Source organism: Planococcus rifietoensis (assembly GCF_001465795.2).
Taxonomy (GTDB): Bacteria; Bacillota; Bacilli; order Bacillales_A; family Planococcaceae; genus Planococcus; species Planococcus rifietoensis.
In genome coordinates this window covers 560,600-573,000 of record NZ_CP013659.2, presented here as the reverse complement: position 1 = coordinate 573,000, position 12,401 = coordinate 560,600, and the positions used below count along the sequence as shown (strand labels likewise).

Annotated in this window: 15 protein-coding genes; 6 read left to right on the top strand and 9 right to left on the bottom strand. The window is 49.3% G+C overall.

Annotation, left to right across the window (positions count from 1 at the left end):
- Positions 1 to 18 precede the first annotated feature (18 nt).
- Positions 19 to 156: a hypothetical protein gene (locus AUC31_RS17830; RefSeq protein WP_167549924.1), complete on the bottom strand. Its 138-nt coding sequence runs from the start codon at positions 154 to 156 to the stop codon at positions 19 to 21.
- A gap of 135 nt (positions 157 to 291) precedes the next feature.
- Between AUC31_RS17830 and AUC31_RS02695 the strand changes: the two genes are divergently transcribed.
- Positions 292 to 753, top strand: a complete 462-nt coding sequence (locus AUC31_RS02695; protein WP_058381491.1) for a BsuPI-related putative proteinase inhibitor — start codon at positions 292 to 294, stop codon at positions 751 to 753.
- 42 nt (positions 754 to 795) lie between these two features.
- On the opposite strand, the gene AUC31_RS02690 is transcribed toward AUC31_RS02695, so the two are convergent.
- Positions 796 to 1,323 carry a YcxB family protein gene (locus AUC31_RS02690; RefSeq protein ID WP_058381492.1) on the bottom strand — a complete coding sequence of 176 codons (528 nt, stop codon included), beginning with the start codon at positions 1,321 to 1,323 and terminating at the stop codon, positions 796 to 798.
- A gap of 135 nt (positions 1,324 to 1,458) precedes the next feature.
- Between AUC31_RS02690 and mug the strand changes: the two genes are divergently transcribed.
- The 3 genes from mug to AUC31_RS02675 all read left to right on the top strand — a co-directional run bounded on the left by mug (position 1,459) and on the right by AUC31_RS02675 (position 3,455).
- Positions 1,459 to 1,977, top strand: a complete 519-nt coding sequence (mug, locus tag AUC31_RS02685) for a G/U mismatch-specific DNA glycosylase (protein ID WP_058381493.1) — start codon at positions 1,459 to 1,461, stop codon at positions 1,975 to 1,977.
- Positions 1,978 to 2,117: 140 nt separating this feature from the next.
- Complete coding sequence (locus AUC31_RS02680) at positions 2,118 to 2,618, top strand: DUF2798 domain-containing protein (protein WP_083509111.1); 501 nt, start codon at positions 2,118 to 2,120, stop codon at positions 2,616 to 2,618.
- A gap of 87 nt (positions 2,619 to 2,705) precedes the next feature.
- The gene (locus tag AUC31_RS02675) at positions 2,706 to 3,455 is read left to right on the top strand and encodes an SDR family NAD(P)-dependent oxidoreductase (protein ID WP_058381494.1); all 750 of its coding nucleotides are present in this window, start codon (positions 2,706 to 2,708) and stop codon (positions 3,453 to 3,455) included.
- 41 nt (positions 3,456 to 3,496) lie between these two features.
- Here the strand turns inward: AUC31_RS02675 and AUC31_RS02670 are convergent, their stop codons facing one another.
- Complete coding sequence (locus AUC31_RS02670) at positions 3,497 to 4,273, bottom strand: SDR family NAD(P)-dependent oxidoreductase (RefSeq protein WP_058381495.1); 777 nt, start codon at positions 4,271 to 4,273, stop codon at positions 3,497 to 3,499.
- Between the two features lie 16 nt (positions 4,274 to 4,289).
- A complete protein-coding gene (locus tag AUC31_RS02665) occupies positions 4,290 to 5,855 on the bottom strand; it encodes an AMP-binding protein (RefSeq protein WP_058383685.1) in 1,566 nt (521 codons plus the stop codon).
- 419 nt (positions 5,856 to 6,274) lie between these two features.
- Here AUC31_RS02665 and AUC31_RS02660 point away from each other — a divergent pair, with 419 nt between their 5' ends.
- Positions 6,275 to 6,865, top strand: a complete 591-nt coding sequence (locus AUC31_RS02660; protein ID WP_058381496.1) for a TetR/AcrR family transcriptional regulator — start codon at positions 6,275 to 6,277, stop codon at positions 6,863 to 6,865.
- Positions 6,866 to 6,916: 51 nt separating this feature from the next.
- Here AUC31_RS02660 and AUC31_RS02655 read toward each other — a convergent pair whose 3' ends face one another.
- From AUC31_RS02655 to AUC31_RS02640, 4 genes are read right to left on the bottom strand one after another with little or no spacing between them, the layout of a single operon-like run.
- Positions 6,917 to 7,906 carry an SPFH domain-containing protein gene (locus AUC31_RS02655; RefSeq protein ID WP_058381497.1) on the bottom strand — a complete coding sequence of 330 codons (990 nt, stop codon included), beginning with the start codon at positions 7,904 to 7,906 and terminating at the stop codon, positions 6,917 to 6,919.
- Between the two features lie 29 nt (positions 7,907 to 7,935).
- Complete coding sequence (locus tag AUC31_RS02650) at positions 7,936 to 8,715, bottom strand: TPM domain-containing protein (protein WP_058383686.1); 780 nt, start codon at positions 8,713 to 8,715, stop codon at positions 7,936 to 7,938.
- Entirely contained in the window at positions 8,712 to 9,740 is a 1,029-nt protein-coding gene (locus AUC31_RS02645) for a TFIIB-type zinc ribbon-containing protein (protein WP_058381498.1), read from the bottom strand. Before AUC31_RS02645 ends, AUC31_RS02650 begins: the two co-directional genes overlap by 4 nt.
- A 48-nt stretch (positions 9,741 to 9,788) precedes the next feature.
- Positions 9,789 to 10,505, bottom strand: a complete 717-nt coding sequence (locus tag AUC31_RS02640; protein ID WP_058381499.1) for a PspA/IM30 family protein — start codon at positions 10,503 to 10,505, stop codon at positions 9,789 to 9,791.
- A gap of 314 nt (positions 10,506 to 10,819) precedes the next feature.
- Between AUC31_RS02640 and AUC31_RS02635 the strand changes: the two genes are divergently transcribed.
- Positions 10,820 to 11,635 carry an alpha/beta fold hydrolase gene (locus AUC31_RS02635; protein ID WP_058381500.1) on the top strand — a complete coding sequence of 272 codons (816 nt, stop codon included), beginning with the start codon at positions 10,820 to 10,822 and terminating at the stop codon, positions 11,633 to 11,635.
- 45 nt (positions 11,636 to 11,680) lie between these two features.
- Here the strand turns inward: AUC31_RS02635 and AUC31_RS02630 are convergent, their stop codons facing one another.
- Complete coding sequence (locus AUC31_RS02630) at positions 11,681 to 12,277, bottom strand: TetR/AcrR family transcriptional regulator (protein ID WP_058381501.1); 597 nt, start codon at positions 12,275 to 12,277, stop codon at positions 11,681 to 11,683.
- Positions 12,278 to 12,401 lie beyond the last annotated feature (124 nt).

The following is a 12,401-nucleotide window of genomic DNA, read 5'->3' as shown; positions in this document are numbered from 1 at the left end:
GAGCCCCCAGTGTGTCAATTAATTCATCATCAAATAGATGATATACAGCGGCACCAATCCCATCGCCATGTACTTGGCGACTGTGAATGTGCTCATGCCGAGGCATTTCATCTTTGCAAACAGCGCTTCACGGAAATCATTGAATAATCCGGGCATTACAACGCCCTCCTTCAGGGTATAGTGCTAGTATAGGGCAGCAAGAGGGCCTGAGAACAGCACAATGCATTCGTTTCTGTAACTTTTTATGACCTCTTGCGGTCTACTCTATAGACAAAAAAGGGGGCGAACCCGATGAAGCGAAAGGCCGCAATCGGCTGGCTAATGGCAATCATGGCCGCTTTGATGCTCGCAGCATGCGGCACCGAAAGCGACAATCTGCCGGAAGATCCGGAGTCAGGGGATGAAATCATCGAAGGTGAAGTGACATCGACCATAGAAGAAACCGACAATGGGACTTACCGCTACAGCGTCAAAAACGATACACAAGAAGCTGTGACTTTCAACTTCACGAGCGGGCAGCGTTATGATTTCACATTGACTGATGAACAAGGCAACGAAGTGTTCCGCATGTCGTCTGTCAGCATGTATACCCAGGCACTCGGCGAGGAAATCCTGCGACAAGGCGAAGAGCTTCAATACGAGATCCAAGTTCCGGAAGCCAATCTCGAACCTGGCACCTACACGCTTGAAGTGTGGATGACGCCAACAGAAGGCACGAATTATCCAGCGGAAATTGAGCATACGATCGAATAGAAAACCCGAACCGCCAAGCGCGGTTCGGGTTTTTTCGTCTATTCAATTCCCAACGCTTGCCGGAACTTTTTCAGCCAATAGCTTGCGCAATGACTCCAGCTCGGGCACTGCCTTTTTCGGTATGATCAATGCAGACATGGCGCTATTATACAAATACACATTGACTGCATCCTCCCCACACTTTTCGATGCCTGACCAGCGCACATGCGTTTCCCCATTTTTCGTCACTTCCCGGATTCCTTGTAAATCAATGAACAGTTCATGGGTGCCGAGCAAGCCTTTGTTTTTCCCTTCATTGACCATTTTCCGGCTCATGCGTTTAATGTTCCAGTGGAAATAGGGCGGAAAGAAGATGATCCACAAAGCCGCGAATAGGATGAAAGGGATCATCAGCCCCCATACCGACCAATTAAAAATTGGCCCCATCACGAATGACATCATCAAATAAATGATTGGAATGACAAAGCGCTGGATCGTCAATGAACGCTTGACCGCTTCGGAATGTTTGGCATGATAAAGGTTGAAATCAACAAATTGCTGTTCCGTCAACTCGTACGAAAATTCCTGCATGGCGCCGCTCCTTTTAGCAAGATCAATTAACCATTGCCATTTTCTTCTATTATACGATGGTTCAGTGCAGAATATATTATATTTTTTTGCTACGCTAATACTCTGCAACTGCATTTATGTGAAAGGAGCTTTTTTATGGAACTCACACCTATACCGGATCATTTGAAAGACCATCTCGACATCCTGTTCGTCGGATTCAACCCAAGCATCCGCTCGAGTGAAACTGGCTATCATTACGCCAACCCAAACAACCGCTTTTGGAAAATCCTTTTTGAATCGGGACTGACACCCAGAAAATATGCCCCTGAGGAAAACCATGATTTACTGGAACTCGGCTATGGTTTGACCAATATCGTCGCCCGCCCGACTAAAGCGGCAGCCGACATTACAAAAGAAGAATACAAAGAAGGCGCCGAACAATTGAAACGAAAAATCGAACGCTACCACCCAAAAGCCGTCTGTTTTGTCGGCAAAGGCGTCTACCTCCAGTTTAGCGGCAAAAAATCAGCGCATTGGGGCAAACAGCCGGATCCGGTCATTCCGGGAGTCATCGAATACGTCGCCCCTTCCTCAAGCGGACTCGTGCGCATGAAACAAGCTGAAATTGTGGAAATTTACGAAGGCTTGCAGCAATTGATCGGTAACAGTCATTAATAACTTCTACTAATCCTTCACAAAACAGACACTTACGAAATTCACTTCCTGATTGCTATAGTGTTGGAATGGTTATTGAAACAACGCCTTTCGCCCTGTCTTTTCAATGGGCGCCAATACAGTAGAAACGGGGAACATTCATGCAACAAGACAAACGACTGCCTCATAATGGCAAAGAAGGGCTGCTTTACGGCTCGCTTATAGTGACGATGACTGTGCTGTTGATGACCAGCTACAGCGTCCTGCTTTACACAAACCATTTGACGATGGACACCCTATGGATCATCCTCAAAATCATGCCGGTCATGTGGATTAGCGCGATGGTTCTTGAAGCAGCTGTCTTCGGAAGAATCGCGGAATCATTAACAGCCAAACTGACGAACACTTCGTCTTCTTTCCATCAAAAGATTTTATTGCGCATCGTCTTCACGGTCATCGGCATGTCGGTCGCGATGACCTTTATCGGTGACATGGCCGCCAACGGTTTCCACGGCGAGATCTTTAGCAACTGGCTCGCCAATTGGCCGCGCAATTTCCTCATTGTCCTAATGGCGGAAAGCTTGCTCATCCAACCGCTGGCTCGCCTTGCGATGGTCAAGCTGCACGCCGCACAAGACCGCAAAGCTGCTATTGCGCAATAAGCCAGGTCCCTTATACGCTGCTGATTATCCTTCCTTTATTGCGGGTAAAGAAATAAATGAAGCTATCAGCATAAGGAGGAGATGTACGTGGCAAAAACAGCAATCATCACGGGCGGCGGAAGCGGGCTCGGGCAATCCACCGCACTGCGCTTAGCACAAGAAGGCATCAATATCGCAGTTGTCGACATCAGTGAAAAAGGCGGCAATGAAACGGTAGAGAAAGTGAAAGCACTCGGGCCGGATGCCATCTTTATCCGTGCAGATGTATCAAAAGCACAAGAAGTGAAAAACTACGTCGACAAAACGGTCGAGCATTTCGGCTCGATCGATTATTTCTTCAACAATGCCGGAATTTCCGGAAGCGGCAAACAATTCCTCGACACCGATATAGAAGAAATTGAGCAAATCGTCGGCATCAATATGCTTGGGGCGCTCTATGGCCTGCGCTACGTCGCAGAAGTAATGGTCAAAAACGGCGGCGGGTCAATCGTCAATACCGCATCAAGCGCCGGCGTCATCGGCCAGGAGACCGTTGTCACTTACTCTGCGACCAAGCACGGCATTGTCGGAATGACCAAATCACTGGTCGCCGAATACGCAAAAGACGGCTTGCGCGTCAATGCCGTCGCGCCAGGCCCAACCGAAACGCCAATGGTCAAAGCGTATTTTGACGCCAACCCGAAAATGAAACAAAGCGCAGAAGAAGGCATTCCGCAAAAACGGCTCGGCACTGCAGATGAAGTCGCTGAACTCGTGGCATTCCTGCTGACATCAAAAGCGCAATATATCAACGGTGACGTCATCCGCATTGACGGCGGATTTACCAGTACGAAATAAACAAAAAAGGTTCCAAGGGACAATTCCCTTGGAACCTTTTCTTATGCGCCGATGCCTGCACCGCCGCACACTTTCAATACTTCGCCCGTGACATAGCTCGCAGCCGGTGATGCCAAATAGGCGACCGCTTCGCCGATATCTTCCGGCTGTCCGGGACGCTTGATCGATTGCAGCTCGAGCGGATAATTGACGCCTTTGGTGATGGCGGTCTCAACCGGTCCTGGCGCGACGCTATTGACCGTGATGCCGAACTCGCCGACTTCTTTTGCGACCCATTTCGTGAAGGCAATGATGCCCCCTTTTGACGCGGCATAGGCAGGGCCTGAACGCCCTTGCCGTTCGCCGTCTTCGCCGTAGGAAATGGCGCCGCCCATCATGCCGGAAATCGAGCTGATGTTGATGATGCGCCCGCTCTCTTGGTTGACCATATGCGGATAGATGGCCGCTTGTGTGAACAAGAACGCGCCGCGCAAGTTCGTCTCGATATCGCGGCTCCAATCATCGTCCGTCATATCTTTCAAGCTAAGGCGTGAAACGGTACCGGCGTTATTGACGACAATGTCGATTCCGCCAAATTCCTCTACCGTTTCGTGAATCGCCCGTTCGACTTGCGCCCTGTCGCGGACGTCCACTTGCAGCGCCAACACGCGGATGCCTGGAAACTCCGATTCCAGCTGCTGTTTTGCATCATCGCAATCCAGGATATCCGTCAAAACGATTGAAGCTCCCCGTTTTGCGAGTGCTTTCGCGCAGGCAAAGCCGATGCCGCGTGCGCTTCCGGTGATGAGCGCCACTTGATTGTTTAATGTGTTTTCCATGCAGACTTCTTCCTTTCTATTCAGCCAGTTTCTTCAATTCGATTTCTTTCAATTTATGTTTTTGGATTTTGCCGACGGACGTGCGTGGGAAGTCTTCGACAAACTCGATTGCTGACGGCACTTTGAACTTCGCGAGCTGGCCTTTGCAATAATCAATCACTTCCTGTTCCGTCGCCGTTTGTCCTTGCTTCAGGATGACGAATGCTTTTAATGCTTCGTCATGCATCGCATCCGGTATTCCGATGACAATCGCTTCATAGACGGCGGGATACTCCATGATGACATTTTCCACTTCGCTTGCGGCGACATTCTCACCGGCACGCTTGATCATATCTTTTTGGCGGTCGACAAAATAATAAAAGCCATTTTCCGATTTGCGCGCCTTGTCTCCTGTATGGAGCCAGCCGTTCTGCAAAGTTTGATTGGTCGCTTCCGGGTTATTGAAGTAAGCTTTCATGATCGTCTGGCCGGGAATGCCTTCAAGCAAAATCTCTCCCGGATTCCCGTCCGGCACTTCATTCCCTTCTTCATCAATCAGCTTGATGCGAGAGCCTGCGATCGGTTTGCCGACACTTGTATTGTCCTTAGCGCCTTGCAATGGATTCATCAAAGGCGGCGCAACCGTTTCCGTCATGCCGTAAATCTGGTAAAGTGCAGTGTTATAACGTTGTTCAAACGCCTTTAGTTCTTCGGAAGTTACCGACTGGGCGAAAATGACTGCCCGCAGTTTATTACTCCGCTCATCTTCATCATATGGCTGCGCAAGGATCATGCGGATCGGTGCCGCGAAGAGCGAACCGAGCGTTGCACCTAAACGTTGAATTTGGCGCCCGTAGCGGCTCGCACTGAAGCGTTCGGTGATGGCGACGCTGCCTCCCGCAACCAAACTCGGCATGATCATATAATACTGGCCGTTGCCGTGGAACATCGGCAAGACGACAAGCGCACGGTCTTGTTCAGTAAAGCCAATATGCTCCGCCACAGCATGTCCAGTGTAGATGTAATTGGCGTGCGTAATGAGGCAGCCTTTCGGTTTCGATGTCGTTCCGGAGGTATACAAAATCGCTGCCACGTCTTCCGGCTGGATATCCGATTCCGGCACTTCGCCCGAGAATTCCCCAATCATTTTGTTAACGCTTTCAAATTCACCCGACTCGTCCGTACGTGCCAGGACAATCTGGCGCAGCTTCGGCAGATTCTCTTGGATGGCTGTAAATTTTTCGATATACTCTGGTTCCGTGATGATCATGACCGATTCCGAATGACCGATCAAATAATCCATTTCCGCGGCAGTCGACAGGATATTCGTCGGCACCATAATGGCTCCGAGCTTTGCGAGGGCGAACCAGCAGACGACAAATTCCGCTGAATTCGGCAAATGAAGCGTCACTTTATCACCTTTGCGGATGCCGCGTTCATAAAGCGCGCCGCTGAACTTTTCCACCCGCTCCAAAAATTCGCCGTAACTGTATTCTGTCACTTTTTCCTGATTGTCTTCAAAAACCAGGAAGGGCTGCTCGCTGCGTTTTTTGCACTGGGCGTTTAAGAGATCGATCAATGTCTGTTGCGCTGTCAAAATCATCAACATCCTCTCTCATCTTGTCAATTCCATAGACCGCAGTCTATAATCTATAGACTATAGTCTATTCAATCCAACAGAGCTTTGTCAATTATTTTCAAACAATTCAGTCGAATTATAGAATACACTCCATTACAGATACCTTTGTTATTTGAAATTCTACTGTAGACGATATTCCGCAAAACAGCTGGCTTTCCTGGGGGCTTGCGCTGAACTAATTCGGGCTTACTGCCCGAATGGATTTCAGCACTTCGTCGAAACGAAGTTGGAAAGCCACCTCCGTTTCTGCTCCCCAAGGAGTCTGCGCTGTTTTGCTCCATATCTATTGAATAGTTCAGATGAAACGACTTCATCACTTTCTTTTACTATACCGATATCTCTCATTAGTGTTATATGCTTAAACTAGAAGAAAGGTGGCCATTATGACGAGCAGACAGGAAAAAGCGATTGAAACGAAAAAACGCATCCTCCGCACGGCTCTTGACCTGTTCAGTGAAAAGGGTTTTGACCGGGTATCGGTTGATGAAATCGTCCGGGAAAGCGGAACTTCCAAAGGGGCGTTCTATGGGCATTTCACGTCCAAATACGATATCTTCCTTGAAAAATTCAAGGAGATCGACCAATTCTATCGAGACTTCCAGAAAAGCCTGTCCGACAGTTTGCCGTCAGAGGAGAAGATCCGGAAACTCGCGATTGCACAAATGGAATATTTGCGGGATGAGCTCGGACGGGACGGCATCCGTTCACTCTATGCTTATGCACTTACCCCATCCGTCGATAATTCCCTGTCCGATACAGAACGCCCGCTTTATGCGATTCTCGAACAATTGGTTTCCGAGGGCCAAGAAAAAGGTGAATTGACATCCTCTGTATCATCCGGCCGGCTTGCGCTGCTGTTATCCCGTAGCATGCGCGGAACACTCTATGACTGGGCAATCTTTGACGGCGACTTCGATTTAGCCGGTGAAATCGACGGCTGGCTGGAACTATTGTTCCGCGGCATCCGCAACTAACTAAAAAAACAGGAAGTGAGCGATATGCTCTCTCCCTGTTTTTTTGATTTGTTACCCGACCAGCTTTTGCCCACAATTTGGGCAAAACTTGGCGCCGCTTACTTTCTCGCCGCAATTCGGGCAGAAATTCGGCCCTTGCTGTTCGCCAGCGCTGCCTGAAGAGGCGGTAGAACCGCCGCCCGTTTGACCGCTCGCACTGGATGATTCTTTTTGATCGTCCATCATTTCCTTGGCGATGTTCATCCCCATCATCATGCCGGCCATATCAGACGCGGTATTCGATCCTGATGATTTGCCCATCGCATCGGCAACGGACATCTGCTGGTATTTGGAGACATCACCGACCATGCCGTGCGATGCGTTTTTATTGATCATGTCCTGGATTTCTTTCGGGTAGTTGAAACTCATCACTTGGAAGCCGGTCACTTTCATGCCATCGTCCATGATTTCCATATTCAAATCATCTTGAATGCCCTTGCCAATCTCATGGGAATTCGACTGCAGATTGAACATGTCCTTGCCTTCACGCGTAATCCATTTCATCAATAATTGGTCGAGCCACGCCGTAATGCGCAGCTGGACGTCTTCAACGAGGTAGCTGTCTTTGACACCGGCGACTTTGTCGATCAAATTGACATAATCATTCACTTTAAAATGAAAGGTGCCGTTCGCGCGGATCGGCATGCCGCCTGGAAGCTGCGGTGCAGGAATGTTAATCGGACTTTTCGTGCCCCATTTGACGGTGAATTCCTTCGTATTGACGAACAGCACTTCGACCCGCATGCCGCTATTGAAGCCGAAACGGAAACCTTTCAAAGTCGACAAAAACGGCACGATTTCAGAGACGATATCGTACTCGCCTTCTTTTTCGAAAATCCCTTCCACCTTGCCGTTATTGAGGAAAATTGCGTCCTGGCCTGGCCGAATGATCAACCGGCTGCCTTTCTTGATTTCCTTATTCGTCCATTTCCAAAAAATCATATCATCGCGGAACTCTTCCCATTCCACCACATCTGAAAATTGATTGCCGAAAAATGCCATGTTCTTCATTCCTTCCTTCTTTCGATTGCTTAGAAGCTACGGCCACCGCCGCTGAATGAACGCCCGCCGCCAGTCATGCCGCCGCCTCCACCGAACCCGCCGCCATCCTTATTCTTTGGAATTTTTCTGCGGGTTACGGTTTTATTGCGGAAGCGATCATCCTGGCTGCGCACGCGTGTATGGTCGCGGTCAACATAAGTTCCTGGGGTTGTCGTCACCCTGCCACCGGCGTTATAAAGCATCGATCCGACGATAATGCCTCCTAGCAGCAGCGCGATAGCTAAATGAAACCAGGTTTTCAAAAAAATGCTCTCCGGATTGACACCCGGCCGGTATTCCATGTATTCGCTTGAAGTGACGACTGTTTCTTCGAACGCATCCGCATAATCGCCCGATTGCATCTCAGGAATGATCCGGTCAAGCACGAGATCGACACGCTCTGCATCCAGCGTCCGCTCGGCCGTACCGAAACCTGCAAGGTATACTTCACGGCCGCCGATATCGATCGTCAAGAGCACTGCGTCTTCCCGACCGGTACTTTCGGCGCGCTCGTCATAGAAATCACCCAGGTAAGTTTCGATGGGTTGCTCTTCGGTACTATCGGTCGTCAAAAACAAAAAGTCCACGTTTTGTTCTGCGCCGTATTGCTCTGCCAAGGCTTCGAGTTCCTGCGTTTCTTCGCTGCTAAGCAAGCCGGCTTCGTCGTATATCAAATCACCGGTTTGTGCTGAAACGGACAATCCGCCAATGAAAAACAGCAGCAAAGCCACAATCGGCACCCACGCCCGTTTACATTTAAACTTTTTCACCACAAGACACCCCCTACCGCAAAGGCGATGGCTTTCATGGCCGCAAAACTCGATACGGCGATGCCCGTGAACCACAACGCGACTTTGCCGGCGCTGATCGGCGGCTTGCCGACCACTTTGCCGGTTTGGCCATTCATCGCAAAGGTATGCTCTTTATTGTCGAAATCGTAATACACCATCCACACTGGAAATAAGGTGTAATAGACTTTCTTTTTTTGCGCATCGATCTGCTTGGTCGTGTAGCTGACCGATGAATAGCCCGAAATGGTCGTACTGATATAAGCGTCGATGTACGGGACGATTTTCGATTCGACACGGGAAAACAATTGCTCGTCGTCAAAATCGTATTTTTCGGCTAAGTAGCCTGCCAAATACGGCATGCGGAAATCTTTCAATTCGCTGTAATCATAAGGCTCCAGCTTATCCATCAGCACATCGTCCATTTTTTCGGAAGCATCCGCCGGCACTTTCAAATAGCTCAAATCGATTTCCCGGAACACGTCATAAAAATTCGTTTCCGTATAAATCGTATCGCCGCTTTGATAGGTCCGGACTTGCGTGCCGATTGCCTGGATATGGGCCTCGCCTTCGATATCGTAAAGCCAGAACGGCACATACATGCCGGTCATTTTCTTGATGCGGTCGCCGCTCATAAAGCCGCGCGGGGTCAATCGCCCGCCGCGCGTCCATTTCTTGAACGCTGCGACCGCTTCATCTTTGCTGACGGTAAACGGAATGACTTTGGCCGGTGCGAGATCTCCCGTCAACCGGTCTGCCAATACGACCGGCGCCCCACAGAAGCTGCAGTGGGTCGCGGTCGTTTCCGCTTCAGTCAGGATGATCGCCCCGCAGTTTTCGCAATGGTATTCTTTCGCTTCGCCTTCGTCGAATTTCCGTTCGATGTTCTGTTCCGGAAAGGTCTCGATGCTTTCTTCATGGCCGCAGCTCGGGCAGCTTAAATGGCCCGAGTCGCTGTCGAACGCCATATCGGCTCCGCAATTCGGGCATTTGTAATGGATGACCAAACGAGTTTCCTCCCTTCGTGCTTCAGGATCGCGTCCAGTTGCCGGACATTACTCGTTCTTTCCGATTTGGCTTTTCAGCGCTTCCAGTTCAGCGTCCACATTCGTTCCTGATTTCAAGGACTCCAGTTCCTCGTCGACGTTCGGGCCGTCATCGTATTTCTTCGCCAAGTCCTTGATGCTCGTCTCAGAGCTTTTATTGAGTTCAGCCATCGCTGCTGATTCGTCTAATTGCTGGTTGATTTTCTTCTCCATCGCATCGAATGCCGAGATGCGTTCGCCTGCCCCTCCGACGCTGGACGCAAAATCATTCATGCGTTGCTGTGTCTTCGCGACCGCCGCTTTGCCTTTTAGTTCCTGGCGGCGCGATTCGAGTTCGCCGATATCGCTCTCTAATTTATCGTGCATTTGGCGCATCTGCTGCGTATTCGTTGCTGCAAGTTCGACTGCTGTCTCTTTGTCCGTCACGCGTTCCGACAGTTCAGCTTTGCGCTGGAGGAATTTCCGGGCGTCGTCTTCGTTGTTCGCTTCAAGCGCTTTGACTGCGTAGCGCTGCATATCGTCCATCTCTTTTTTCAACTCATCAAGCTCGCGGCGCTCGCGTTTCTCCGCAGCCATGATCGCGGCCGTCTCGGATTTAACTTTGCCGAGATCGCTATTCAAGTCGCGCAAATACTGGTCGATCATTTTTTCCGGGTCTTCCGCTTTGTCCAGCATCGCATGAATATTGCTTGTCATAATGTCTCTGAAACGTTTTAGGATTTCCATTTTCATTCTCCTCTTCCATTGATTTAGTTGGCTGTGGCACAAGCCTTGTTACCTGTCAGATTACCCTTTGCGCCAAACACTTAACCCTTCCGCCCAAGTTGTTGGCAGAATAGTATGAATACGGAATAGCCACTTGAATGGTTTCATTTGATTTGGCTGGAATGAAAAGAACCATCCTCTGGCGCTAGTGAAAATCACATCTCTTTTGAACTAAAGATATTTCAATTAAAGATTATTTTCGTTTTTAAGTTTACAGAAACTTCGAAAAAGGAAATAGAAGGGAGTAGTTAATCAAAACTCTAGGAGGAACTTTAGTGGGACATTATATTCAAGTTGAAGAAAACGTGAAAATTCATGTAGAAGATATCGGTTCAGGACAGCCAGTGGTATTTCTTCACGGCTGGCCGTTGAACAACAAAGCGTTCGAATACCAGACGAGCCTGCTTGCGAAGAACGGCTTCCGTTATATCGGCGTCGATATGCGCGGCTACGGAAAATCCGATAAGCCGTGGTCAGGATACGACTACGACACAATGGCCAAAGACCTTGAAGCGGTCGTCAATGAACTTCGCCTGGAGCAATTCGTGCTCGCCGGCTTTTCGATGGGCGGCCCGATCGCGATCCGCTATTTAACGAAATTCGGCCAGGACAATGTCGCCAAACTCCTATTGATGGGCGCTGCAGCTCCGATCTTCACGCAGCGTGACGATTTTAATGTCGGCATGAAGCCCGAGGAAGTGGACGACATCATCGCCCAAATCGAAAAAGACCGCCCAGCGTTTCTTGCAGAATTTGCGGACCTGTTTTTCGAACAAAAACATTCACCACAATTCCTGGATTGGTTCCAGTCACTGGCACTTGAAGCCGGCGCACATTCCACGCTGAACTCAGCCGTAGCTTTGCGCGATGAAGACTTGCGCGGCGAGCTGTCATCCATCACAGTACCAACCGCCATCTTCCACGGCAAAAAAGACCAGATTTGCCCTTACGAACTTGGCGAAATCCTGGACAAGGAAATCCCGAATTCTGTACTCGTACCGTTTAAAGACAGCGGACACGGCATCAATGCCGATGAACCGGAGCGTTTCAATAATGAACTCCTAAGCTTCCTGAAAAGTTCAGGCGTCTGATTAAAACAAAATCCAGCGTTCCCATAACCGGGAACGCTGGATTTTTTAATTCACGCGAAATGCCGCCGCGAATGACCGCACGATGCTGATCAAGGTATCGGTCATTTCTTTCGGGGATTTCTCATAGCCTGTCTTGGCCCATTCCAAAATGAGACCTGCAGTGCCATGCGCCATATACAGTTTGAACGGTTTGGAGTTGATGTCGCCCTTGCCGACTCCTTCGAATGTAAATCCTTCATCAAGCATCTCGAAAATTGCTTGCGGCAATTGCCCGTGAAGGCCTGGAATGGTATCTTCCACTAAACATAAATTGAAAAATGAACGATTATCATACACAAAACTGATCAGCTCAAACGAATCCGCATCCATCGCCGAAGTGAGAATATCCGCCCCCTTCTCGTAGCGTTCGGTGCTCGTCCGTTTGATTTGCTGGAACATCTCACTAAGCAGTTCCTCAGTGAGGTCGGGCTTGTCGAGATAATACAGATAGAAAGTCGCCCGGTTGTATTGCGCTCGTTGGACGATATCCGTCACCGACACATGGCTGTATCCTTTTTCATTGATCAATTCGATATATGCTTCTTGCAGGTGGTGTTTGGTCCGTTCCGCCTGCGGAGACAATTTCTCTTTCTTGCTTTTCATCGCCCATCCCCCTAAAACTCGACACTTCTCAAAAATCTGTCGAGTTACTCGACAGATCCTAAAATTTTACTGATTGAGAGCTAGTTTGCAAAGGCTTACAGTAAAAGAGTAGCCTATTTTCAAG

What these genes read in the sequence shown, in the direction of transcription:
- AUC31_RS02630 (WP_058381501.1), bottom strand. Translation starts at nt 12,277, where the DNA reads ATGAAAAGCAAGAAAGAGAAATTGTCTCCGCAGGCGGAACGGACCAAA.
- AUC31_RS02695 (WP_058381491.1), top strand. Translation starts at nt 292, where the DNA reads ATGAAGCGAAAGGCCGCAATCGGCTGGCTAATGGCAATCATGGCCGCT.
- AUC31_RS02665 (WP_058383685.1), bottom strand. Translation starts at nt 5,855, where the DNA reads ATGATTTTGACAGCGCAACAGACATTGATCGATCTCTTAAACGCCCAG.
- AUC31_RS02640 (WP_058381499.1), bottom strand. Translation starts at nt 10,505, where the DNA reads ATGGAAATCCTAAAACGTTTCAGAGACATTATGACAAGCAATATTCAT.
- AUC31_RS02670 (WP_058381495.1), bottom strand. Translation starts at nt 4,273, where the DNA reads ATGGAAAACACATTAAACAATCAAGTGGCGCTCATCACCGGAAGCGCA.
- AUC31_RS02690 (WP_058381492.1), bottom strand. Translation starts at nt 1,323, where the DNA reads ATGCAGGAATTTTCGTACGAGTTGACGGAACAGCAATTTGTTGATTTC.
- AUC31_RS17830 (WP_167549924.1), bottom strand. Translation starts at nt 156, where the DNA reads ATGCCCGGATTATTCAATGATTTCCGTGAAGCGCTGTTTGCAAAGATG.
- mug (WP_058381493.1), top strand. Translation starts at nt 1,459, where the DNA reads ATGGAACTCACACCTATACCGGATCATTTGAAAGACCATCTCGACATC.
- AUC31_RS02660 (WP_058381496.1), top strand. Translation starts at nt 6,275, where the DNA reads ATGACGAGCAGACAGGAAAAAGCGATTGAAACGAAAAAACGCATCCTC.
- AUC31_RS02655 (WP_058381497.1), bottom strand. Translation starts at nt 7,906, where the DNA reads ATGGCATTTTTCGGCAATCAATTTTCAGATGTGGTGGAATGGGAAGAG.
- AUC31_RS02680 (WP_083509111.1), top strand. Translation starts at nt 2,118, where the DNA reads ATGCAACAAGACAAACGACTGCCTCATAATGGCAAAGAAGGGCTGCTT.